We start from the raw sequence: 23,369 nt of genomic DNA on the forward strand, positions 1-23,369 counted from the left end.
TAGTTTCCCCCCCTGCCCCCTCTCCGAATACAACACAAAGCCAATATTTAGCTTTATTTAACCTGTAGACATAAACACTAGAGCACCAAGGCTCAGACATCAGAATCACTAGGCTCAACAAACCATCGTTAGATGACACCATCATAAGTGACCGCCAGCAGGTATCAACAAATTACCCGTTGACATTAATGACACTCAAGATTATTGTTGACACCGTTTATGACACCACCCACTGAGACTAACCTAATGAGAACCTTTGCATACTGTCGTGTATCTACCGTTGAGCAGAACGCTGAAACACAAGCCCACCAGCTTAAGGAGAGAGTCGCTGACCTACTGGATACTCGCATCATAAGTGAATCTATATCTGGTGGTGTCGCAGCTATGGCTCGTCCAGCCTTTAAGGAACTAGTCGACCACAAGCTTGAGGCTGGTGACAGACTGGTAGTCTTGAAGCTTGACCGCTTAGGACGAGACGCTATTGATGTGCTTCAAACCATTAAGATGCTGACAGAGAAAGGGGTCTCAGTACAATCGTTAGACCTGCCTGTATCAGACCTAAGCACTCCAGAGGGAAAGCTCATGCTTAGCCTTATGACTGCCTTTGCTGAGTTCGAGAAGTCTAGGATTATCGAGAGAACACAAGAGGGTCTTGCGAGAGCTAAAGCCGAGGGTAAAACCTTAGGCCGCCCAGTAGCAAAAGGTACGACTCAATCAGTGCTCAAAGCTAGAGCCGATGGTCTATCCCAAGCCAAGGCAGCTCAAGTGCTAGGTCTATCATTAGCAACCATCAAGAGGCACTGGAATAAGGAACTACAAGCCCTCTAAATGATCCGTAGAGGCACGTTAGACCTCGCTTAGTACAATGGTAGCCATAAGGCATAATGAGCCACTCAAGATCCTTTAAGATCTTTAAATGCTTATCTGTCTGTGGCTACCTGTTTTAGTCGTGTCTACAGCAATAATAAGCCTCTAAAGTTCAGTATTTTGTAGATGTTTACGGACTATAGATAGAACTAAAAGCACACCTCCAGTACGACTATAGGTAGAAGAATATAAACCAGCTAACAGACTTGTCCCAGTTAGATGAGTCTACATATCTAATAACCAATGTCTTAAGTCTAGCTAAGTGAAATACTATCCTAAGCAATTTTATTATTTCCTTTTCCTGAGTCACCTTAACTTAAGTCCATTACTTAGTGGTCTTTAGCCTTGTATGCTGCTTTATTGCGACAACCAGCATAACGACTTCGTAAGTGACTGTTTGTAAATAACTAAAAGTAGGTCTCCGTTAAGAAACTTGAAACTTTGGTCTGACAACTAAAGGATATTACTTAGCGGTGCGGCCAATATCAGCAACACCTAATTAACCTGTACTCTAATGGTGCTCTTTCCTAGATAGCCATAGAGATTGCGAAACGAAAATACACCCTCAAAGCGGACTAAAGGACAAGAGTCGCTCTGTCTTACCAGAGTCAATTTAATCCCTGTTGTCGTGCCTTCAAATCACGGCAACCTCAACCAACACCAAGGTAACCCAAGACCTATAACCCAAACAGCATTTAATTAAGCGCATTCACTCGAGACCACACTTAGGAAGTATCCTTTGCTGTTTGGCCTTTGTGTGGATGGGACTTGATGAGTGCCCTTACTTAAACTTAATGGATACAACCATATGAAAACTAATACCACGCAACATACAGTCAATTTAAAAGTCGTAGATGCGATGATGGGCGCAGGAAAGAGCACTGCCATTCAGCAATACATGAAGGACAACGCACTAGCCTCAAAGTTTGTGTATGTCTCCCCTCTTCTATCTGAACTCGAACGCTTTCAACAAGACTGCCCAGAGCTAAACTTTAAACAACCAACATCTATGGGTCGAAGCAAAAAGGACTCGTTCATGGATCTAATACTCAATGGATATAATGTGGTCACTACACATGCAACACTCCAAAATCTCAGTCACTCTGATGCTGACGAGATTAATGCTGCGGGCTACATCCTTGTCATAGATGAAGCAGTGGAGGCAATCAAAGTTCCTCCGCCTCTTGGACGCCATCGACTTAGAACCTTGATAGAGTCGGAAGCCTTATCTGTAGCGGCTGACGGCCTTATAACTTGGAACTGTGCGAGCTTCCCTATTGCTGCTATTGATGACGCAAGAGAGAAAGCACTTGCAGAGGACTGTTGTAACCAAAGCTTGTACTTGATCGGTGGTGAAACCCTCATACACCAGTATCCAATCAGTATCCTATCTTCCTTTGAAGAAGTTATCTGTATGACCTACCTATGGGATGGCACCATTTTTGCCCACTATTGTCATATTCATAACATCAAGCCAAAGAATATTACCCATGAGCTTGCTTTAATGCGCAATGAAAGTGAACTCAAACAGATAGCCCGTGACAACATCAAGCTATTTGAACCCCAAAAGGATACTCGAGCCTCTCTAACTCAAACATGGTGGAGTAAAGCACGACCGGCAGTCATCAAGCCTCTTTCCGCTATGGTTACAAGCTTTGTGACCAACAGAAAGCTAACGTCTGAAAATATTCTCATTACTTGCCCAAAGGCAAACTGGGATTATAAGGATAAAAATGGTCAACATATCAAGTCAGGAAAAGCACAAGCCAAAGGAGCAAAGTACACCAAAGCACTTTGGGTCGCTTCAACTTGCAGAGCGACTAACGATTATGCTGACAAGACAGCTGTAATCTATGCACTGAGCAAATTTGAAAACCCTGCTATTTATAACCACTGTAAAAACAAAGGAGTTGCTTTCGACAAAGACAGATATGCCTTAGCAGAAATGCTCCAGCTCATATGGCGTGGTTGTATACGAAAAGGTGAACCTATGCACTTGTTTATTGTATGCCCTCGCATGCGAAAGTTGTTTAAGTGTTGGTTAAATGAGTCTGATATTAAAGTGCTGGCTTAAATAGACTAGTAACCTTAAATCAATACTCAAACCTTTCTTTACTCCCAATCCAACGCCTTAACCAACTTCAACATGTTCTCTATCTTGTACTCTTTGCCATAGCGGTCAAAAGTAATCGAGCCATGAGAATGACCAAGCAAACCTGCGACCATATCAGAGCTAAACTCTTTATGTTTGAGCTGAGTAGCCACAGCATGACGAATGCCGTGTAAGGTGTCTCGCTCACCCCAACCTAACTTAGGCTTAAAGGTGTAGAACCATTTAGAGACCTGATGTGAATAACCACGAGTCGATATCTTCCTGAGTTCTGGGAATAGTCGCTCGTGGCCGCTAGCCTGTAGCTTATCAACAAACTGAAGGAAGCCCATAGCGATTAGCTTAGGGTGAATAGGGATGACACGTTCACTGGTCGCAGTCTTAATGGACTGATCTGAATGTGTCGCTCTAATGTGAATGCAGGGATAACCATCAATAACACTAAAGTCATCTATATATAGTTGAGCTAACTCCCCTAGCCTCGCGCCAGTATAAGCAGCAAGCCTTGGTAACCATGCACGATAAGGCATCTTATGCTCAGTAGTCGATGGGATTTCCCTAAATAGCTGTTTGATTTTGGTCTCGCTCAAGGCATCTCGAGCCTTAGAGGCTTTAACCTTTGCCGACACTTTAATACTTAGGCCTACCATCGGATTGTTAATGCCGTAATGAAGAGCTGCCCACTGTAATAGTGCCGAGACTCGAGTCAGCCGCTTATTGACCGTAGATACTGCAAGGTCAGCTTTAGATGAGAAGTGTCGTTTGTATTCTAATGCCTTAGCCAGTGTGAACTTTTCAAGACTTATATCGCCTAGAAGACCAATCATATCTTTATAGGTCTGACGGTTAACCTGCTCACTGTGTGGTGACCATGCGCCTTGCTTACGTTTCTCTTGGCAAAACTCTTCTACAACTTGACTAAGTCTTGGGAGCTTAGAATGAATGTTGTTTCTTTGAGTAGTAATAGTGGGAGCAGCAACCTTGGCAGGTCTTAAGACTTCTTGCGTACAGGCTTGAGTATCAACCGTCTCAGTAGTGCCTTGAGTATTACCATCAGCAACACTACGTAACTGACTTAACACTTGCCAAGACTTACGAACGGCTTCAAGACGGTCTCTAGTCGCTAACGACTTTCTGATTTCACGTTTACCAAGGGAGCTTTGTTGAGCTTCGGGTACGACTATACGCGCATACCAAATGCCATGACGAGATTGAAACAAATATGGGGGAGTTTTATGTAAACCATTTCTCATCGAGTGTACCACCAAGTGTATCACCTGAGGTCTTTCTGAGATAAGTCTTTGATTAGACTTTAGTTTGGAGGCTCCCCTAGAGCCGCACCCCGGCACATGAGTCACTTGCTGCGGTTGCTCCCTTCCAGGCCTGGCCGAGTTCACAAGTTATCATTGCGGGGGGACCCTAGGGTCACCACTGATTTCTTTAGGAGTGTAACTCCAAAGAACGGCTGCATTATCTATCATGCATCACTATCAATCAAGTGATTATCGTCTAACTTGGCCTTGTTTTGGTTCAATCGATGATTCTATAAACAAAAGCCCTTTTAAAAAAGGGCTTTTAGGGCATTAACGAGTGACAGTCGTTATAAACTTAATTGACTGCGGTTTTTCTCAATCAATTTCTCACCAATCCCCTTTACGTTAGTTAACTGTTCGACAGAACTGAAATTACCATGGGTTTTACGGTACTCCACGATTGCGGCAGCTTTTGACTCACCAATACCATTGAGCGTTGATAACTCTTCCGCCGTTGCACTATTAATCTTAATCAATTCTGACTTAGTGACTGATTGTTTGGCTTGCTGCTGGGACGTTGGCTTTTCTACAACTTTGGTTTCCGCCGCGGCGGGGAAGATTAATGCACTAGATAGGCATAAAACAGACAAAAATACTTTTTTCATAAACTTCTCCTTTTGTTTATCCTTAAAGGTGTAGCCTTAATCCCTTTTCCTTGGCCACAAGGTTAATGTAGATCATGGCCTCGGTTTTAGCCAATAGCAGACAACCATCACATGACACCCAGAGTTAAGGTGATCATGATCACAGCCGCGACATAATATCTAACTTTCAGTAACTTGTACCTCTTCAGTGTTAAATGCCTCTTTGACACATAAATTTCGAAATAACAAAACAAGCTAAAGTGATTAACACCTTGCATTCAGCAAAAGCGTGACAGACAGCACGCTTACAACGGGTCAAACTTGAAAGTTTTTAACCTATTTTAAAATTTTGAACTTAAGTAAACCTAGACTAGAGTGAGCCAACCTAAAATAATAATGGACATTCTAATGTCATTTGAATCAACAAAAGTACCCGATAATACTGATGGCAAAATGTCAAAACAGCAGAAAAAGCTTGTCATTCTCGCTGCAGATATTCTGCTGTTATTTTGTATGTATAATTTTCTTCCCTTCGAACAAGGCGTCAATACAGGGCTATCCTTACTCGTGTTTGCCGCAATATTGTGGCTAACTGAAGCAATTCATATCAGTGTCACAGCGATTCTCATTCCTATCTTAGCGGTTCTATTTGGCGTATTCGAAACCCAAGCTGCAATGAGTCACTTTGCAAACCCCATTATCTATCTGTTCTTTGGTGGATTTGTGCTAGCAGCTGCCCTTAACCATCAAGGAATAGATAAAGTGATTGCCCAGAAGGTTCTGGGGGCCTCTAAGGGGCGCTTATCTGTTGCCTGTCTGATGCTATTTGGGATCACAGCGGGTCTATCTATGTGGATCAGCAACACGGCAACAACCGCGATGATGCTACCACTCGCACTTGGGATCTTGCATCAAATTGATATTAAGAAGCACAAGAGCACCTACCTATTTATGCTACTAGGTATCGCCTATTCGGCAAACATCGGCGGTATTGGTACCTTAGTCGGTAGCCCGCCTAACGCGATTGCTGCGGCTCAGGTTGGCTTGTCATTCGCTGATTGGCTCGAGTTTGGTCTAGTAACTGTTGCCATTATGCTTCCTATGATGCTTATTGCACTCTACATGTACCTTAAGCCAGATCTATCTATGATCTGCGAAGTAAAGACAGAGAAACACTCTCTTACTTTTCAAGCCCAACTCACGCTACTGATCTTCATCACAACAGTATGTTGCTGGATCTTCAGTAAGCCGATTTCACAAGCCTTAGGCGGAATAGCTAAATTCGACACCATTGTGGCACTCAGTGCGGTGGTTCTTTTAGCGGGCCTTGGCTTAGTAAACTGGAAGAAAATCGAAACGACGACTGACTGGGGTGTACTTATCCTGTTCGGCGGTGGATTAACCTTAAGTGCAGTGTTAAAGGCAACGGGGACTAGCGTGTTCTTAGCTCACTGGATCACCGATATTTTCGGTAATACCCATATGGCGCTATTCACCTTTGCTGTCATTGCTTTCGTAGTGATGCTAACTGAATTTGCCAGTAATACCGCCAGTGCAGCATTGTTAGTTCCGGTGTTTGCCGCCATCGCCGAAGCTCTTGGCCTCTCTCCTGTCATGCTTTCAGTGTTGATAGGTATCGCCGCCTCTTGCGCCTTTATGTTGCCCGTTGCGACGCCTCCTAACGCTATCGTTTATGGCTCTGGCTATATCAAACAGTCGGAGATGATGAAGGCAGGTGTGATCATCAACTTTATCAGCATGGTCGTACTCTATATCATCGCCCATACTTTCTGGGAAATCTAAAACATAATCGCCCTGCCTATCTTTGGCAGGGCTAGTTTCTCGTAATCGACTGACATAGCACCGGCATAACTCTCACTATTATTTTAAATTTACCAATCCATCTTCAAGTGCCTGAATAATATCTTCAATGGATTCTAGGCCGACAGAGATCCTTAATAGATTATCGGTGATCCCGGCGGCAATACGCTCCTCTTCGGTATAGGGTGAATGGGTCATTGATGCTGGATGCTGAATTAATGATTCCGCATCCCCAAGGCTGACCGCAATAGAAAATAGTGAAATCTGATTAATGAAGTTGATTGACTGCTCAAGACTCGCATCTAACTCAAAGGCGATAACACCGCCCGCTCTGCGCATCTGTGAGCCTAGTAACTTATGTCCCCCATGGCTTTCAAGCCCTGGGTAATACACATTTGACACTTTTGGATGATGCTCAAGGTAGTTTGCCACGGCCTCCGCATTATCACAGTGACGTGCGAGACGCACATCTAAGGTTTTTAGCCCTCGCAAAATCAACCAAGCATCGTGGGGAGATATCACCGCGCCAACATCTTTAAGCACCTCGAACTTAATCACTTCCATCTGCTCATAACTGGCACATACAATCCCAGCTATCACATCACCATGACCATTGAGGTATTTAGTGGCACTATGAACAACAATGTCGATGCCATGTTTAATCGGTTGCTGCAGCAGAGGCGTCATAAAGGTGTTATCCACTATGCTGACGAGATTATGCTCCTTAGCGATTTGTGCGATTACATCGAGGTTGAAGACATTGAGATGTGGGTTAACTGGCGTCTCACAAAATATCACTTTAGTGTTGGGCTTTATCGCGGCTTCAATGGCGGCTTCATCGATAAAGTTAACCAGAGTCACCTCTATGCCAAACTTAGCCAGTTGTGAAGTCATTAAGGCGAAGGTACAGCCATAGACGGCATGGGATGCCACTAAGTGATCGCCATGACTTAAGTTAGCTAATAAGGCTGCCGATACCGCTGCCATCCCTGAAGCGGTTGCAGCGGCGGCATCACTGCCCTCTAGGGCGGCAATTTTACGCTCAAGCTCCGCCGTTGTCGGATTGCCTAATCGAGTATAAATATAACCTTGCTCACTTCCCGAAAACCTCGCAGCTCCCTGCTCTGCGCTGTCAAACACAAACGTTGCGCTCTGGCACAGAGGCGTCACTAGGGCGCCGGACTCGTTACTTTCACGCCCTGCGTGGATCACTTTTGTGGCAAGCTGCCATCTGTCTTGCATAGTATTCTCCCAACTTGATGACGACTGATCTTTTAATAGTTGTTGATATCAGTTCTTTTCTTTGCCGAAAATTCTTGGCCGAATTTGCCAACCAGTTCAAAAAAGCAATTGAACAAAAGTTGGTATCAAATCAAGATGAACGAGTCTGAGTAAAGATCATACTATTTAAATACAATTTGCCACACTTAGCTTGTAAAGGGATTGTTACATACCAACATATAGCGGAGGGGGATATCGAATGATTAGGCCGCATCTAGCGGCCTATGATGAACAAGACTATTGTTCTAGACTACTGAACGAGTCTATGTGTGATTAGCTCTAGCTTGAGTAAACATAAAAGAGCCGCTGCGAAAGCGGTTTAGCTTTTAATGAGAATTAGTCCTTATAAACTTTACTCTTCTCGGCTTTAACGGTTTTAGACAGCACGCTCGCCGATAGCTCTTTTAAACTCAGTAGCAACTCTTTATGGATCCCAGATAACTTTGGTTTAGACTGCACATTAAACTCAAGCGGACGACACAGTGCCATGGCTTGATAACCCAGTCGTGCGGTTAATAGTCCGCCCCCTAAGCCTTGACCGAGTCTCGCAGAGAGTTTACCTGACATCTCAACCGACAATAACTGTGTGCCTAAGTCAGTAATTATCTCACTTGAGCCAGCATAGATAATATTACCGATAATACTGCGGATCAGCTTTATTCGGCTCCAATAGCCTAGCTCTACCCCATAGCAAGCGGCGAGCTTATTAATCATGCTCTGATTGCGCCAAAGAATGATTGCCATATCCAATGCCGCTAGCGGGCTAGCTGCGAGGAGCAGTGCCGACTCCTGAGCGAATCGACGCACGATTTTCTTAGCGACTAAATCTCGTTCGGTTAACACAATGGAGTCGAACAACATCAACTTCTCGGCATCGTTATGCTCGGGCGTGATACTTTGTTCAAATTTGACCAGTTCAGTAGTTTTTGGCAGCTTAGCAACAATCCCATCGATAAATGAGTCCGCCTCTCCCATCTGCATACTGTGCACTAAACGGTTACCGATTGACTGGCTATCTTCGACATGCTTAAGCGCTTTAAGCTTACGCCACTCCACAAAGGTTACTTTACCCGCCCAAAGCATGACTAATGCCGTGACACCAGCATATAAGCCGAATAACCAACTACTCTGCATAAAAGCGGCTTGTAGCCCTAAAAAGGCTTCTACTAAAATCACCACTGTAACGCCCGCTAAACACAATTTGCCTAACCAACTGCGTTTACCCATAGCAGGCTTATCTTGTTCTAAATCAACGGGTTCAAAACCAGAAAAATGCTCATCGACAAGGTTGTTAAGCTCAGGTTCGGCCATTGTTTCAGTTTCAATAAATTCAACTTTGGACTCGAAGCTGACGCCGTGAGCAAGCTTTGATTCAGGCTCTTTAGCATCGCTATCAAATCGCTGCTGCTTTCTAATGGAATTATCACCTTGTGACATAACGGCTCACTTACTCAAAATCACTTTAACTTATCACCCAGCAGATACTGCAACACATGGTCTAACCGTATGTGTTCAAAATCGGCATTACTGCGCTGGGTATTTTGATTGATAGCGGGGGCAAAATTGATAAACTCAAACCCCTGCTTATCCCAAAAATCGGAGGCGGGTAGAGACTTAGGCACCTCTCCGGGAAACAGCGTCACAGATTGACGTTGCCCAAGCTCACAGCCACGAACCACTTCAATTTCTTTGCCATCTTGTTTCACCATGCCGTGGCTGGTTGATTTAATGGCACTGATCGCCATAGTCTCGACTTCACAACCTTCAAACTTGGCATACTGTTGACTCTGATGCACAAGCTGAGTCAGGAGCGACAATACATTGCCCTGCTGATCTCGCGTCACATGGTCAACCTTACTTGCGGCAAACAGTAACTTGTCGATTTTGGGTGCAAATAGACGTTTCAGCAGACTCGATTGGCCGAAGTGAAAACTCTCCATCACTGCATGAATCGCCGACTTCATATCATCAAACTGGGCACGCCCCCGATTGAGCGGCGTAAAACAATCAACCAGCACCAGTTGCCGATCAAACTTTGCAAAGTAATCCTGATAGAATGGTTTAACTACACGGCTGACATACTCTTTATAACGCCGCTTTAAGGTGTGATAAAAACTATTAGACTCTGACTGCTCCAGTGCTTGAAGCTCTGCATCACCGATATGAATCAAAGGGAACAGAGCCAAAACGGGTGTGCCATCTAACTCACCTGGTAATAATAACCGACCGGGCTGTGCGTAATAGAAACCATGCTGACTCACGCAGTCTTGTAATACTTTTTGGTATAGGTCTGCAATCTCTTGCAGCTTAAGTTCATCGGCAGGGCTTGCAAGATTTACGCTACTTAGCGTAACTGAGAATGCACTAAAATATTCCGAGCGTTCAAAGACTGATTTTCGCTCGAGTTGTGCATTAGACCACTGCTGAAATGACAGCTTTAGCATCGGCAGATCCAGTAACCACTCTCCAGGATAGTCGACGATGTCTAAATACAGGGTCGCACTATCGGTGACTTTAGCTAACAAGCCTTTTGCTGGACGGTACTTAATGGCAAGTCGTAGCTCACTAATATTACGGGTGGAAACTGGCCAAGATTTAGGCTCAGTGGTTAAAGACTTTATCGCTGCGTCATAATTAAAGCTTGGAATGGTCAAGTCTGGCTGCATATCTCGCTTAACGCCATAGAGCCTGCCATCTCTAGCAACTTGCCATAAAGGCAGTTGTGAGCTTGTCTCGGCAATACCGGAATGAAGCAGCTGATTGACTAAACCTGTAATAAAAGCTGTTTTACCCGCTCCGGCTAGTCCCGTGACCGCTAATCGTAAATTTCTATCTGTGGTTCTTAGCGCAACGGCTTGAGTATTCTTACCGAGTTTTCGAAGTGACTGTTTAAGACTCGCCATAAAATGAAGTGAAACCCGTATGAGATAGTTCTAGGGCAGTATAGCCTGCCCCGTCATTGAACTATAGATGATTGACTATAGATTGTTGATTTGATCTTTAAGATCGTAGTTATCAGAAGTCACATGACGTTCTAGGTTCTGTAGACGCACCTCTAACGATCTAAACTGGCTATTTACATCCCTTAATGCCATTTTAGCAGGCTCGCCAGACTGCCAAACCTTCTTCTTTAGTCCAATTTCTTTATTTAAAGACTCGTTCTTTCCTGTACCAGGTTTGATATCTAATATCATCCAAAGCAGCACATAGATAATCAGTACAATCCCCGAGCCACCTAATAGGAAGATAGAAGCGGCTAACACTCTGACTAGCCAAGTCTCAAAATTAAAGTAATCTGCAATACCTGCGCAAACACCCGCAATTTTACCCGACTGAGGAATTCGATATAACGTTCTATTGCCTTCGTTCATCTCTGCTTCCTCCTTGTTAATTAATTAAATAGTGACGCTTACCTACTGTGAGTCGATTATATTTAATCATTACGACTCCTCCACTGCGGCGCCTCACTATCTAAGATGGCTTCTAAGGTTTCAATGCGCTGCGACATCTTATCCGCCTTAGCGATTAGTTCATTTAGCTGATTAAACTCTTCTTCAGTAAGTCCCTGGCTAACCTGTCGCTTACTGCGGTAATGAAGTATCAGCCATATCGGAGCCACGATTACCATAAAAACAATAATTGGGGCCATCAAAATATCCATGTCCATAACTCACCTCTGATCTCGTTTATTACTTAGCTTTTGTTTTGCTTCCCTTCATTTTCGCTTTAAGCGCTTCAAGCTCTGCATTAACTGAATCTTCAGCTTCTAATGCTGCAAACTCATCATTAAGCGTCTTTTTATTGCCTAAATCATAAGAATCAACCTGAGACTCAAGGCTCTCTACACGGCGCTCATATTGCTCAAACTTATTCATCGCATTATCAATCTTGCTAGAATCAAGCTGCTTTTTCACTTCTAAACGAGATGAAGCAGTCTGCTTACGCATGATAATGGTTTTCTGACGCGCCTTAGCATCGGCTAGTTTCTCTTGCAGTAAGTTCACTTCGTCTTTTAGACGTAAAATGTGCTCTTCAACCACAATCAACTCGTCGGCAAGACTTTGCGCCAGGTCGTTGGCTTTTTGCTTTTCAACTAAAGCTGCCTTAGCAAGATCTTCACGGTCTTTGGATAAGGCAAGCTCAGCTTTGCTTTCCCAATCTTGTACCTGCTCTTGCACTTTAGCGATACGACGAATGATCTCTTTTTTCTCAGCTAAAACTTTTGCAGAGGTAGAGCGCACTTCAACTAACGTATCTTCCATCTCTTGGATGATCAGACGAACCATTTTCTCTGGATCTTCGGCCTTATCTAGTAATGCACTGATATTCGAGTTAATGATGTCTGCAAAGCGTGAAAAGATTCCCATAATGATTTCCTCTAATTAACGTTGGATTCGATAATTACAATCCATATTCCGTGCCAACTTTAACTTTTATCTATTATACAGACACTTAAACAAATTTTTAACTTTTTCTTTCATTTATAAACTGAGCATCATATTATTATTTTCACCAATAATTAGCGTGAAAGACTAAAACTTACTGTGAGCAATCAATTTCAGCAAGATAATCTTATCGGACAATCCAATGCTCTTTTGGAAGTCCTTGAACATATTTCACAAGTGGCGCCTTTATCTAAGCCAGTACTAATTATTGGTGAGCGCGGCACAGGTAAGGAACTTATCGCCGAGCGACTACACTACTTATCTAAGCGCTGGGATCAGAGCTTTATCAAGCTCAATTGTTCATCCTTGAGTGAAAACTTACTAGAAAGTGAACTGTTTGGCCATGATGCTGGTGCATTTACCGGAGCCAATAAGAAACACGAAGGCCGTTTTGAACGTGCCGATGGCGGTACCCTATTTTTAGATGAGCTAGCCAATACCTCTGGCCTTATTCAAGAGAAGTTACTCCGTGTGATTGAATACGGTGAGTTCGAGCGGGTCGGCGGCAGCAAAACAGTGCAAACAGATGTTCGCCTTATCTGCGCCGCAAACGAAGATCTGCCCTCTTTAGCTGAGGCTGGTGAGTTTAGACCGGATCTGCTCGACAGACTGGCTTTCGATGTGATCACCCTGCCACCATTAAGACACAGATCTGAAGATATCATGCCGTTAGCTGAATACTTTGCAGTAGGTATGGCAAGGCAGTTAAAACTTGAGCTGTTTGAGGGCTTTACTAGCAATGCTGTCGAGCAGTTAATGGAGTATCCGTGGCCTGGCAATATTCGCGAGCTTAAAAACGTGGTCGAGCGTAGTGTCTATCGAAACGCCGATACCAATGCAGCGATAGAGCAGATCATTATCGACCCATTCGCCTCGCCTTATCGCCCGACAAAACGCGTTAAGACTAAAGAGCGCCGACAAGCGCCATCAACCGATGCAAGTCCAACTGCAGCCGATTGTAATAGTGAAGTGAGTGCTAACAACAGCCCACAAACAGAGGCCTCGTTAAGCTTTCCTATCGACTTTAAAACCCATTGCGAACAAGGTGAGGTACGCATCTTGAAGCAAGCGTTAGAAGCCGGGCAATTCAATCAAAAGAAAACCGCTGAACTGCTGGGCCTGAGTTACCACCAACTGCGCGGGATCTTAAAGAAATACAACTTACTGGATAAATAATTGCTGTTAGCTAGCGGGCACTGTTAAAATAGCTAATAACGTTCAGCTCAAAAATGATGGCTTAATGAAACAGCTGCTAAAGAGAATAAAGTTAATCACTGGGATCTCTGCGATTAACTTGTTACTCACCGCCTGTGGCCCACAGCAAGTTCCAGCAGGGTTAGTCTATTGCTCTGAAGGCAACCCAGAAACCTTCAATCCTCAACTGGTGACCTCTGGAACCACGATTGATGCGACATCGCAACAACTCTACGACAGTCTGGTTGATTACGATCCTGTTTCTGGTGAAATTGTACCGGCGCTTGCTACATCTTGGGAAACCTCAGAGGACGGCCTAAGCTACCGCTTTAAGCTGCGCCATGGAGTACAGTTTCATCAAACACCACGATTTACGCCAACTCGTCACTTTGACGCCGATGATGTGCTGTTCTCTTTTAACCGAATTATCGATAGTGATAACCCCTATCATGCAATCTCTAAAACGGGTTATCCTTTTTTTCAGAGTATAGGCTTTGACCAAAGTGTCACTGAAATTGAAAAAATCGCCGATGATGAAGTGGTATTTCACTTAAATCAAGCTGACGCCTCATTCCTTTCTAACTTGGCAACCGGATTCTCTGTAATTCTCTCTAAAGAGTACGCCGATAATCTGTTAGCTCAAGGTACACCTGAGCTATTGGATAGAGATCCCGTCGGCACGGGCCCCTTTCAGTTGGTTAAGTACGTAAAGAATGAACTCATTCGCTACCACCGCAATGATAACTTTTGGCGTACTCTTCCTGAATTTGAGCAATTAGTCTTTAATATCACGCCGCAAAGTAGTGCAAGATTAACCAAGTTAATTACCGGAGACTGCAATGTATCTGCACTGCCAAAGGCTGGCGAGTTGCCCGTTATCAAGCAGCATCCCAACCTAGAGCTGGACACTCAGCTGGGGTTCAACGTTGCATTTTGGGCCTTCAATACCAAGAAGAAACCTTTCGACGATGTAAGAGTACGTCAAGCATTAGCCTATGCGGTTGATAAGCAAAATATTCTGCGCGCGGTATATCAACAGACTGCAATTGCAGCGACAGGCATGCTACCACCGCAATCTTGGGCTTATCAATACAACGAGAGCAGCTATCAATATAACCCAGAAAAAGCACGGGAATTATTAGATGAAGCAGGCATCGAGAACTTAAGTATCGATATTTGGGCGATGCCTGTGGCGCGTATTTATAACCCCAACGCCCTTAAAACTGCCGAGCTTATCCAAGCTGATTTGGCGAACATAGGGGTGGAGGTCAACATCATCACCTATGATTGGAGTGTATTTAACCAAAAGCTCAGTCGTAATGATTATGATTCGGTATTGATCGGTTGGAATGCCGATAACAGTGATCCCGATAACTTTTTCTCGCCTATGATAAGTTGCGATGCACTTAATTCATCGAGTAACCGTGCCCAGTGGTGCAACCTTGAGATGGACAGGATCTTAGCTCAGGCTAAAGCAACAACATCTGAGTTGGAGCGAAAAGCCCTGTATCAACAAGCCGAGTCTCTGTTTATCGAGCATGTTCCTATGATGCCTTTTGCCCACGCCACACAGCTTACTTTTAAGAGTAAAGATATTAAACAAACTCAGCTTACGCCTTTTGGTGGGATCTCATTTGAACGTGCTAAGAAAATTACAGTAGAGGAAGCGCAATAATGGGTCGTTATCTTCTTCGCAGATTAAATCTGTTTTTGGCTACAAGTTTTGTCTTGATAGCCGTTTTGTTCATTACGACGAGTTATTTTCCAACGAGTAAGGTTGTTGCCTTGACGGGCATAACCGAGCCAACTGCTGAGCAACTTCAAAATATTGAAACGACTTACCAGTTAAATGGTAACCAACTGGAACAGTTCTTCGCCTATGCTAAAGCCCGGTTAAGCGGCGACTTAGGTGTATCGATTACATCTCAACGCCCCGTTATTGAAGAGTTAACCCAAGCGCTTCCGGCTTCATTTGAGTTAGCCATCGTATCAGGTTTAATTGCTGTGCTGCTCGGAGTACCACTGGGGGTGTTTGCGTCTTTGAGTAAAAACAAGGTTACCCAACACAGTATTATGGCGATAACCTTAACTGGCTACTCCATTCCTGTTTTTTGGCTTGGGCTAACATTGTCTTTATGGTTCGGAGTTAAACTTGGCTGGCTTCCGGTTTCAGGGAGACTTAACCAGCTCTACGAAGTTGAACCTGTAACAGGTTTTATGCTTACCGATACCATACTTTGGGAATCGGTCTATCGGTTCTCAGCGTTTAAAGATGCACTGTTTCATATCATCTTACCCTCGATAACTTTGGCTGTGCTGCCTTTTACTGTCGTTGTACGTATCACACGTGCGGCTATGCTAAACATCATGGAGCAACCATATATTAAAGCCGCTGAAGCTAGAGGCTTGCATACCAGCACAATCGTGTTGCGTCATGCGCTGCCAAATGCGCTGATCCCAGTTTTAAAAAATATGGGCCTAATGTTAGGTACCTTTGCCAGTTATGCCATGATTGTTGAGGTGATATTTTCATGGCCAGGTGTGGGGAGTTGGTTAGTATCAGGCATTTATCAGCGTGATTACACGGTTATTCAAGGTGGTGTATTAGGGGTAGCATTAACCATTATATTCCTGAGTATCTTAATTGAAGTCATACATAATGCGTATAATCCGCTAAGCAGGAAAGAGCTCTATGCCGCGAATTAGAATTTACCAAGAAGACCATATTCTATCTCCGACACAAAAAGTATGGCAGGCGTTTTCCGACAACCCTTTCGCACTCATGGGCCTTTGGGCGGTTTGTTGCATGCTAACGCTTGCGATTTTTGGTCCTTGGATAGCCCCGTACTCACCAGAGCAACAAGATCCATTAGCACTTTTGCTACCGCCATCTTGGGATGCTAGCGGTACGGTTGAACACTTCCTTGGCACCGATGATTTAGGCAGAGATATCTTCAGTCGCCTGCTTCACGGTGCTCACTTAACTTTTGGTATGGCACTGGGAATCGTACTGGCCTCATTAGTGGTCGGTTTTATCATTGGTTCGATTTCCGGCATGATGAAAGGCCTTAAGTCCTCGATATTGAGTCACTTACTCGACGCTTTATTATCGATCCCATCATTATTGTTAGCCATTTTAGTCGTCGCCGTCATGGGGCCAGGCCTAGATAATGTATTTTGGGCTGTAGGTATCGCATTGACTCCGCAATTTGTCAGAGCCATTCATCAAGCGGTACATGAAGAACTACAAAAAGATTATGTGACTGCGGCAAAACTCGACGGTGCCAACTCGATACAGATCTTCTGGTACGTCATTATGCCTAACGTTTGGGAAACCGTGATTATTCAAACCACACTCGCTATCTCTGCCGCCATTTTGGATATTGCCGCTCTAGGATTTTTAAACCTTGGTGCTCAGGCTCCTAGCCCAGAATGGGGAGCAATGGTGTCACAAGGACTCGATAACTTATTGACCGCCCCCTGGACGGTAACGATTCCAGGTGTCGCCATATTATGTAGCGTATTGGCTATCAACTTAGTTGGTGACGGATTGAGATCGGCGTTATCGCCCATCAGAAACTAATATTATGCCATTACTCGATATTCGAAATCTTACCATCGAACTCGATACGCCCCACGGGCGAGTCAAAGCTTTGGAGCGTGTCAGCTTAACCATTAACCCCGGTGAGTTGCATGGCCTTGTGGGAGAGTCTGGCTCAGGCCGTACCCTACTGGCGCGCGCCATTTTAGGTGTTCCTGGCCATAACTGGACAATTACCGCCGACCGCATGATGTGGGATGGCCTGAACCTGATGGATATGTCGGCTAAGCAGCGACGTAATTTAATGGGTAGTGAGATTGCGGTTATTTTCCAAGATCCGACAGGCAGCTTAGATCCGGCGATCTCGGTGGGTAGTCAACTTATTGAAGCCATGCCAAAAGATAAGCAAGTCTCCTTCTGGAAACGCAATAAGGCACGTAAAGCTACCGCACAGAAATGGCTACATAAAGTGGGCATTAAAAATACTGAAGAGGTTATGAGCAGTTATGCATGGGAGCTCTCGGCAGGTGAATGTCAGAAAGTGATGATTGCGATGGCGATTGCCAATCAGCCACGTTTGTTAATTGCCGATGAGCCAACAGATTCAATGGAGCTCAGCACTCAAGCACAGATATTTAGATTACTGAGTAAGCTCAATCAACTACACAATGTATCTATTCTTCTTATTAGTCACGAGCTAGATACCTTGTCCGGATGGTGTGATCGACTCACGGTCTTATACAGTGGTCAGGTTATGGAGTCAGGCCCGACTGTCGAAGTGCTGGAGCAACCGTTTCATCCATATACCAAAGCCCTACTGGATAATATGCCTGACTATTCAGGTGCCCTTGCGCATAAATCGATGATGCAAACCTTACCAGGCTCTGCCCCAGCGCTGCAGCATCTGCCTATCGGCTGTCGTCTTGGTCCACGCTGTCCACAGGCGCAAAAGCGCTGTGTTAGCAAACCCAGCTTGTGTCACAAAAAAGACCGCTATTTTGCCTGTCATTTCCCTTATCACAGTGAGCCATGTAATGACGATACCACTTCTTAAAGTTAATGATCTCAGTAAAAGCTATTACGCAGGCTATAAACGCTTTAAGCGCCAATATAACCACGCCTTATCGCCAGTGTCATTTGAGCTAAACCGCGGTGAAACCCTAGCGATCGTGGGCGAAGCAGGTTCTGGAAAAACCACCATAGCTCGTATTTTGGTGGGCGCAGAGATTAGAAGTGGCGGCGAGATCTTCTTTGAAGGTGAACCTTTAGATAAACATGATCTTAAGCAACGCTGTCGTCTGATTCGAATGATTTTCCAAGATCCGAATACCTCACTCAACCCAAGGTTGACCATTGGTGAGCTATTAGATGAACCTTTGAAGTTTAATACCAATTTAGACAGCAGCGAACGAAAGGCTCAAGTCATCGATAAGCTGAGAAAAGTTGGCCTGTTGCCGGAGCACGCAGACTTCTATCCTCATATGATCTCTGAAGGGCAGAAACAGCGCGTTGCAGTGGCTCGCGCCTTGATGCTTGATCCTAAAATCATCATTGCCGATGAGGCTTTAACCGCTCTAGATCTCTCGGTTAGGTCGCAAATTCTTAATCTACTGCTTGAATTGCAGCAAGATATGGGACTGTCTTATATTTTTGTATCCCATAATATGAATATCATCCGCCATGTAAGCGATAAAATTATGGTACTGAAAAAAGGGGTCATGGTTGAGAAGGCTACGACAGAGCAACTATTTAACCAGCCTCAACATGAGTACACACAAAGGTTAATCCAAGAGCAAAGTTTGTTTACACGTAAGAAGTAATACCAGTCAATATAAAGGTTTGATCGCTCAGCGAGAGTATATCGCTTTTGAGGCAAGTCCATTGATTGCAACGAGTGAAGAGCATAGTTGAACTAGGTTTAAGCTTGTTAACAAGTAAACTGCTCCAACCACTGCTAAAAAAGCCGATTTTTAAGAAAAACGAGTGCCATTTGATGTCGGTTTAATTATCCTAGAGACAATTTTTTAAGAGAATCAAAAAATATGATCATCAAACCTAGAATCCGTGGTTTTATTTGTACTACGACCCATCCTGTTGGCTGTGAAGCTAATGTTCTTGAGCAAATCAACTTTACCAAAGCTAAAGGTAAAATCGCTAACGGCCCTAAGAAGGTATTAGTCATTGGCTCATCGAGTGGATACGGTCTTTCTTCACGCATTACTGCAGCTTTTGGTTGCGATGCCGCCACGTTAGGTGTGTTTTTTGAAAAGCCAAGTACCGAAACTAAGCCTGGCACAGCTGGCTGGTACAACTCAGCAGCATTCGACAAGTTTGCTAAAGCAGAAGGCCTTTACTCTAAAAGCATCAACTGCGATGCATTCAGCCACGAAGCAAAGCAAAAAGCGATTGAGCTTATTAAGCAAGATCTAGGTCAAGTGGATATGGTGGTTTACTCATTAGCATCACCAGTGCGTAAAATGCCTGACAGTGGTGAGCTTGTGCGTTCTTCACTAAAGCCTATCGGTGAAACTTACACAGCTACGGCTGTAGACACCAATAAAGACATCATCATCGAAGCTACAGTTGAGCCTGCTACTGAACAAGAAATTGCCGATACCGTTACCGTAATGGGTGGCGAAGATTGGGAACTGTGGATGCAAGCCCTGTCTGAAGCTGGTGTGCTAAGCGACAACTGTAAAACCGTTGCTTACAGCTACATTGGTACCGAGCTAACTTGGCCTATCTACTGGCATGGTGCTCTTGGTAAAGCCAAGATGGACTTAGACCGTGCTGCTCATGCGTTAGATGCTAAGCTTTCAGCAACAGGCGGTAGTGCTAACGTTGCTGTACTTAAGAGTGTAGTGACCCAAGCAAGCTCTGCTATCCCGGTAATGCCACTTTATATCGCCATGGTATTTAAGAAGATGCGCGAAGAAGGCCTACATGAAGGTTGTATCGAGCAGATTAACCGTATGTTTAGCGAGCGTCTATATAAGGCTGATGGCACTGCGGCAGATGTTGATGATTCAAACCGCCTACGTTTAGATGACTGGGAACTTCGTGAAGAGATCCAGCAACATTGCCGTGATATGTGGCCACAAGTCACCACAGAGAACCTTTCTGAGCTAACCGATTACCGCGAATATAAAGAAGAGTTCCTGAAACTGTTCGGTTTCGGTATCGAAGGTATCGATTATGATGCCGATGTGAATCCACATGTTGAGTTTGATGTAGTTTCAATCTAATCATCAACAGCTAGCTTGGCCAAATATGAAAACGCCGCAATATTATATTGCGGCGTTTTTTATTGCTCCATCACTCCCACCGCGTGCCTAGCTAGCTTTGTCGTCAGGCCTACCACTGAGAGTCGTAGAAATTTAATACTGATTCATCAGGAAGAACAGCGAGGACCGCAAGAAAAGCAGTAAGCTTTTATCTCTGCTTTCGTGTTCTTCGTGAAAGCGGAGCGCTTCGTGGTAAATAAGTTCTAAAGTAAAAGCCAATGCGATACACCACTAATGACACAGAGCGCTGCGCTACACGAAGAAAACATCGGCAATATAATAATAGCTTTACTTTTTTACTCTACGTCGTGGCCTTTGTGCAAGCGAAACGCTTGGTGATGAGTCATGTGCCCTTGAGCCCGACTAACTAAAAAGTTTTAGGCGCCTCTTTTCCCCCATAAAAAAAACCGGCCTTAGCCGGTTTTTTTATGCCTCATATGAGACTAACTTCTATTTATTCAGTCGCACTGACTCAGCAGTGCTAACTCAGTAGCTCTTACTCAGCAACAGGGTAAAGTACTTCACCCTTAGCTTTTAGAGAAGCGATCACGGCGCGGTAATCGTTTTCACTGTATTGAGAGCTTAAACGCTGCTTAAGTGCATCTAGAAGACTTGCATCAACGCCTTCAGCTGGATTAACTTGCTTCAATACGACAACAGCATATCCGTTTGCTAGCGCTACAGTATCAACAGAAGGCTTACCTGCAGGCTGAGCCATAGCAAAGGCTTTATTCACAATCGCGCTATCAATATCTTGCTCAAAACGTGCAAGCTTATCTTTAACTAGATAGTCAGCGGTCACACCTGAAGCTTCTACTGCAGTCATCGCTTCTTGTGCTTGCTTACGTGCAGCTTCATTAGCCTGCTCTTGCTTTAAGCGATTAGCAATCGCATTACGAACGTCAGCTAGCTCCATCGTGCCAGCAGCCTTATGGGTGTTAACACGGATCACAACAACGTGGTTAGGCGCAACTTCTAATACATCACTGTTCATACCATCAAGCAATACGTTAGAAGAAAACGCTTCTTTTAGTAGCTCAGGATTTTGGAACAGCTCTGGTGGATTAGCGCGAGTGAACTCAACCGTAGTCTTAACATCAACGCCTAAGTCTTTGGCCGCTTCAGATAGCGTATCAGGCACTTCGTAGCTGGTATCAGCAAGAACTTGCTGTAGCTCGTAGAACTTATCTACAGCTTGCTTATCTTGAAGCTGAGCAACGATTTTTTCTTTAACATCAGCAAATGGCGCTTGAGCACCGGCTTGAATATCAAGAGCCTTAATGATGTGGTAACCGAAGTTAGTTTTCACCACATTTGAGTATTCACCCTTATTAAGCGCAAACAGTGCAGTGTCGAACTCAGGCTCCATAACGCCCGCTTCAAACCAATCTAGTTGTCCCCCCTGCTCACCGCTAAAGGTATCTTCAGATTCAGTCTTAGCGACTTCCGCAAAATCAGCACCGTCTTGAAGTTGCTTATAGATGGCTTCTGCTTTTGCTTTAGCCGCGGCGTCATCGTCACCAGCTTGAACGAGGATATGCGCAGCTAAGCGCTTCTCAGCTTGTGTGTAATTAGCTTTGTGCTCGTCGTAGTAAGCTTGCGCTTCAGCATCGGTCACTTTTACATCTTTAGCTAACTTGTTTGCATCAAGCTCGATGTAGTCAAGACTAACCACTTCTGGACGAATAAATTGGTCTAGATTAGAGTCGTAATAAGTTTTGATCTGCTCATCAGTAACGCTAATGTCAGCAAGGAACGGAGTCGCATCAATAACCTTGTAGTCGATATCACGGGTCTGACCTTGAATATCAGCCAAATACTTGGCTTCACCAGGAAGAACGAATTCAGAACCTACTAGGGTCGCAACAAGCTGACGGCGGGTCATATCGGTACGCATCATGTCACGGAAAGAGTTCGCTTGATAGCCTAACTGACGCAAGATAGCCTGATAACGGTCATTATCAAAGTGGCCATCAGTTTGGAATGCTGGCTCAGCCTTGATTGCAGCGATAACCTGCGCGTCAGATACGCGCAATCCAAGCTCTGCGGCGTTTTGGTCAAGTAACTTTTCGGCCACTAAACGCTCTAATACGCTTTGCTTAACACTCTGCATATAGTTGTCATCGGCAGCCAATGTAGCAAACATATCGCCTAACTGTTGCTCTAAGCGGCTACGCTCATTTTGATAGGCTTGTTCTAAAGCAGAGTTGCTGATCTCTTCACCATTTACGGTAGCAGCAGCAACCTCAGTTGAAGAACCTAAATAACTACTCACACCTGTAAATGCAAATGAAAGTATCACAAGGATTAGAATGCCTTTTGCAATGACACCTTGTGAGCCTTCGCGAATCTTTTCTAACATCAGACTTCTCGCTGGTTGCGATTGATAAAATAAAAAGGCGCATCACTGTTTGGATGCGCCTTTTTGTAATTTAAAGGAGATGAAAATTAATATCTTCAGGCTCCTGCTGACAAAATTAAGGGTTACCTCAATTAATGCCCTCTCTATTTGTAAAAAGCACTGCCAAGCAGTGCCTTCTTACAATAGCCTTACAAAGGCTGCATTGCTAACTTTCTTAGTTAACAGCGTCTTTTAGAGCTTTACCAGCTTTAAATGCTGGAATATTTGCTGCAGCGATTTTGATCTCTTTACCCGTCTGTGGGTTACGACCAGTGCGCTCTGCACGTTGACGCACTTCGAAAGTACCGAAACCAACAAGAGCAATCTTATCGCCTTCTTTTAGGCCTTCAGTAACTGCGCCAATGAAAGAGTCTAATGCGCGGCCAGCAGCAGCTTTAGAAATGTCAGCACCAGAAGCGATTTTCTCGATTAGTTCAGATTTGTTCATGTCATCCCCTTGAATGTAATTTGTGCGCCGCACCCAAATCCTTGTCTAGAGCGGTCTGCGGAGGCTTTTTATAACAAGCT

20 protein-coding genes and 1 other RNA gene are annotated in these 23,369 nt (G+C 44.3%); 10 read left to right on the forward strand and 11 right to left on the reverse strand.

What is annotated here, in order from left to right:
• Positions 1–246 precede the first annotated feature (246 nt).
• Together JMA39_RS08770 and JMA39_RS08775 are read left to right on the forward strand one after the other, a co-directional pair.
• Positions 247–828, forward strand: coding sequence for a recombinase family protein (locus tag JMA39_RS08770; protein ID WP_202721505.1), 582 nt, complete (start codon positions 247–249; stop codon positions 826–828).
• 847 nt (positions 829–1,675) lie between these two features.
• Complete coding sequence (locus tag JMA39_RS08775; RefSeq protein WP_202721506.1) at positions 1,676–2,941, forward strand: DEAD/DEAH box helicase family protein; 1,266 nt, start codon at positions 1,676–1,678, stop codon at positions 2,939–2,941.
• A gap of 38 nt (positions 2,942–2,979) precedes the next feature.
• Here JMA39_RS08775 and JMA39_RS08780 read toward each other — a convergent pair whose 3' ends face one another.
• The 3 genes from JMA39_RS08780 to JMA39_RS08790 form a co-directional block, all read right to left on the reverse strand.
• Complete coding sequence (locus tag JMA39_RS08780) at positions 2,980–4,230, reverse strand: site-specific integrase (protein WP_202721507.1); 1,251 nt, start codon at positions 4,228–4,230, stop codon at positions 2,980–2,982.
• A gap of 73 nt (positions 4,231–4,303) precedes the next feature.
• Positions 4,304–4,400, reverse strand: an RNA gene (ffs, locus tag JMA39_RS08785) — signal recognition particle sRNA small type.
• Between the two features lie 177 nt (positions 4,401–4,577).
• Positions 4,578–4,895 carry a ComEA family DNA-binding protein gene (locus JMA39_RS08790; RefSeq protein WP_202721508.1) on the reverse strand — a complete coding sequence of 106 codons (318 nt, stop codon included), beginning with the start codon at positions 4,893–4,895 and terminating at the stop codon, positions 4,578–4,580.
• Positions 4,896–5,282: 387 nt separating this feature from the next.
• On the opposite strand from JMA39_RS08790, the gene JMA39_RS08795 reads away from it, so the two are divergent.
• Positions 5,283–6,677, forward strand: coding sequence for an SLC13 family permease (locus JMA39_RS08795; protein ID WP_202721509.1), 1,395 nt, complete (start codon positions 5,283–5,285; stop codon positions 6,675–6,677).
• 78 nt (positions 6,678–6,755) lie between these two features.
• Here JMA39_RS08795 and JMA39_RS08800 read toward each other — a convergent pair whose 3' ends face one another.
• From JMA39_RS08800 to pspA, 6 genes are all read right to left on the reverse strand, one after another.
• A complete protein-coding gene (locus JMA39_RS08800; protein ID WP_202721510.1) occupies positions 6,756–7,937 on the reverse strand; it encodes a trans-sulfuration enzyme family protein in 1,182 nt (393 codons plus the stop codon).
• A gap of 375 nt (positions 7,938–8,312) precedes the next feature.
• Positions 8,313–9,413 (reverse strand): TIGR01620 family protein, encoded by a 1,101-nt coding sequence (locus JMA39_RS08805; RefSeq protein ID WP_202721511.1) that lies wholly within the window; start codon positions 9,411–9,413, stop codon positions 8,313–8,315.
• Between the two features lie 20 nt (positions 9,414–9,433).
• Complete coding sequence (locus JMA39_RS08810; protein WP_202721512.1) at positions 9,434–10,879, reverse strand: YcjX family GTP-binding protein; 1,446 nt, start codon at positions 10,877–10,879, stop codon at positions 9,434–9,436.
• A gap of 75 nt (positions 10,880–10,954) precedes the next feature.
• Positions 10,955–11,347 (reverse strand): envelope stress response membrane protein PspC, encoded by a 393-nt coding sequence (gene pspC, locus JMA39_RS08815; RefSeq protein ID WP_202721513.1) that lies wholly within the window; start codon positions 11,345–11,347, stop codon positions 10,955–10,957.
• A gap of 62 nt (positions 11,348–11,409) precedes the next feature.
• Positions 11,410–11,643 (reverse strand): envelope stress response membrane protein PspB, encoded by a 234-nt coding sequence (pspB, locus tag JMA39_RS08820; RefSeq protein WP_202721514.1) that lies wholly within the window; start codon positions 11,641–11,643, stop codon positions 11,410–11,412.
• A 22-nt stretch (positions 11,644–11,665) separates the two neighbouring features.
• Positions 11,666–12,343, reverse strand: a complete 678-nt coding sequence (pspA, locus tag JMA39_RS08825) for a phage shock protein PspA (protein ID WP_202721515.1) — start codon at positions 12,341–12,343, stop codon at positions 11,666–11,668.
• A gap of 177 nt (positions 12,344–12,520) precedes the next feature.
• Here pspA and pspF point away from each other — a divergent pair, with 177 nt between their 5' ends.
• The 7 genes from pspF (at position 12,521) to fabV (ending at position 20,401) form a co-directional block, all read left to right on the forward strand.
• Positions 12,521–13,597: a phage shock protein operon transcriptional activator gene (pspF, locus tag JMA39_RS08830; protein WP_202721516.1), complete on the forward strand. Its 1,077-nt coding sequence runs from the start codon at positions 12,521–12,523 to the stop codon at positions 13,595–13,597.
• A 64-nt stretch (positions 13,598–13,661) separates the two neighbouring features.
• Positions 13,662–15,290 (forward strand): ABC transporter substrate-binding protein, encoded by a 1,629-nt coding sequence (locus JMA39_RS08835; protein WP_202721517.1) that lies wholly within the window; start codon positions 13,662–13,664, stop codon positions 15,288–15,290.
• Positions 15,290–16,321 (forward strand): ABC transporter permease, encoded by a 1,032-nt coding sequence (locus JMA39_RS08840; RefSeq protein ID WP_202721518.1) that lies wholly within the window; start codon positions 15,290–15,292, stop codon positions 16,319–16,321. The genes JMA39_RS08835 and JMA39_RS08840 overlap by 1 nt, the downstream gene beginning before the upstream one ends.
• Positions 16,308–17,198 carry an ABC transporter permease subunit gene (locus JMA39_RS08845; protein ID WP_202721519.1) on the forward strand — a complete coding sequence of 297 codons (891 nt, stop codon included), beginning with the start codon at positions 16,308–16,310 and terminating at the stop codon, positions 17,196–17,198. Before JMA39_RS08840 ends, JMA39_RS08845 begins: the two co-directional genes overlap by 14 nt.
• Before the next feature lie 4 nt (positions 17,199–17,202).
• The gene (locus tag JMA39_RS08850; RefSeq protein WP_202721520.1) at positions 17,203–18,210 is read left to right on the forward strand and encodes a peptide ABC transporter ATP-binding protein; all 1,008 of its coding nucleotides are present in this window, start codon (positions 17,203–17,205) and stop codon (positions 18,208–18,210) included.
• Entirely contained in the window at positions 18,191–18,976 is a 786-nt protein-coding gene (locus tag JMA39_RS08855; RefSeq protein WP_202721521.1) for a peptide ABC transporter ATP-binding protein, read from the forward strand. The genes JMA39_RS08850 and JMA39_RS08855 overlap by 20 nt, the downstream gene beginning before the upstream one ends.
• A 222-nt stretch (positions 18,977–19,198) precedes the next feature.
• Entirely contained in the window at positions 19,199–20,401 is a 1,203-nt protein-coding gene (gene fabV / locus JMA39_RS08860) for an enoyl-ACP reductase FabV (RefSeq protein WP_202721522.1), read from the forward strand.
• A 535-nt stretch (positions 20,402–20,936) separates the two neighbouring features.
• Here fabV and JMA39_RS08865 read toward each other — a convergent pair.
• Entirely contained in the window at positions 20,937–22,802 is a 1,866-nt protein-coding gene (locus JMA39_RS08865; RefSeq protein WP_202721523.1) for a SurA N-terminal domain-containing protein, read from the reverse strand.
• A 214-nt stretch (positions 22,803–23,016) separates the two neighbouring features.
• Positions 23,017–23,289 carry a nucleoid-associated protein HU-beta gene (gene hupB, locus JMA39_RS08870; protein WP_012155904.1) on the reverse strand — a complete coding sequence of 91 codons (273 nt, stop codon included), beginning with the start codon at positions 23,287–23,289 and terminating at the stop codon, positions 23,017–23,019.
• Positions 23,290–23,369: the final 80 nt, after the last annotated feature.

The organism is Shewanella schlegeliana, from assembly GCF_016765635.1.
Taxonomy (GTDB): domain Bacteria; phylum Pseudomonadota; class Gammaproteobacteria; order Enterobacterales; family Shewanellaceae; genus Shewanella; species Shewanella schlegeliana.

What these genes read in the sequence shown, in the direction of transcription:
- JMA39_RS08850 (WP_202721520.1), top strand. Translation starts at nt 17,203, where the DNA reads ATGCCATTACTCGATATTCGAAATCTTACCATCGAACTCGATACGCCC.
- pspB (WP_202721514.1), bottom strand. Translation starts at nt 11,643, where the DNA reads ATGGACATGGATATTTTGATGGCCCCAATTATTGTTTTTATGGTAATC.
- hupB (WP_012155904.1), bottom strand. Translation starts at nt 23,289, where the DNA reads ATGAACAAATCTGAACTAATCGAGAAAATCGCTTCTGGTGCTGACATT.
- JMA39_RS08795 (WP_202721509.1), top strand. Translation starts at nt 5,283, where the DNA reads ATGTCATTTGAATCAACAAAAGTACCCGATAATACTGATGGCAAAATG.
- pspA (WP_202721515.1), bottom strand. Translation starts at nt 12,343, where the DNA reads ATGGGAATCTTTTCACGCTTTGCAGACATCATTAACTCGAATATCAGT.
- JMA39_RS08770 (WP_202721505.1), top strand. Translation starts at nt 247, where the DNA reads ATGAGAACCTTTGCATACTGTCGTGTATCTACCGTTGAGCAGAACGCT.
- JMA39_RS08805 (WP_202721511.1), bottom strand. Translation starts at nt 9,413, where the DNA reads ATGTCACAAGGTGATAATTCCATTAGAAAGCAGCAGCGATTTGATAGC.
- JMA39_RS08790 (WP_202721508.1), bottom strand. Translation starts at nt 4,895, where the DNA reads ATGAAAAAAGTATTTTTGTCTGTTTTATGCCTATCTAGTGCATTAATC.
- JMA39_RS08835 (WP_202721517.1), top strand. Translation starts at nt 13,662, where the DNA reads ATGAAACAGCTGCTAAAGAGAATAAAGTTAATCACTGGGATCTCTGCG.
- JMA39_RS08775 (WP_202721506.1), top strand. Translation starts at nt 1,676, where the DNA reads ATGAAAACTAATACCACGCAACATACAGTCAATTTAAAAGTCGTAGAT.
- JMA39_RS08855 (WP_202721521.1), top strand. Translation starts at nt 18,191, where the DNA reads ATGACGATACCACTTCTTAAAGTTAATGATCTCAGTAAAAGCTATTAC.
- JMA39_RS08865 (WP_202721523.1), bottom strand. Translation starts at nt 22,802, where the DNA reads ATGTTAGAAAAGATTCGCGAAGGCTCACAAGGTGTCATTGCAAAAGGC.
- pspC (WP_202721513.1), bottom strand. Translation starts at nt 11,347, where the DNA reads ATGAACGAAGGCAATAGAACGTTATATCGAATTCCTCAGTCGGGTAAA.
- JMA39_RS08840 (WP_202721518.1), top strand. Translation starts at nt 15,290, where the DNA reads ATGGGTCGTTATCTTCTTCGCAGATTAAATCTGTTTTTGGCTACAAGT.
- JMA39_RS08845 (WP_202721519.1), top strand. Translation starts at nt 16,308, where the DNA reads ATGCCGCGAATTAGAATTTACCAAGAAGACCATATTCTATCTCCGACA.
- fabV (WP_202721522.1), top strand. Translation starts at nt 19,199, where the DNA reads ATGATCATCAAACCTAGAATCCGTGGTTTTATTTGTACTACGACCCAT.
- JMA39_RS08780 (WP_202721507.1), bottom strand. Translation starts at nt 4,230, where the DNA reads ATGAGAAATGGTTTACATAAAACTCCCCCATATTTGTTTCAATCTCGT.
- JMA39_RS08810 (WP_202721512.1), bottom strand. Translation starts at nt 10,879, where the DNA reads ATGGCGAGTCTTAAACAGTCACTTCGAAAACTCGGTAAGAATACTCAA.
- JMA39_RS08800 (WP_202721510.1), bottom strand. Translation starts at nt 7,937, where the DNA reads ATGCAAGACAGATGGCAGCTTGCCACAAAAGTGATCCACGCAGGGCGT.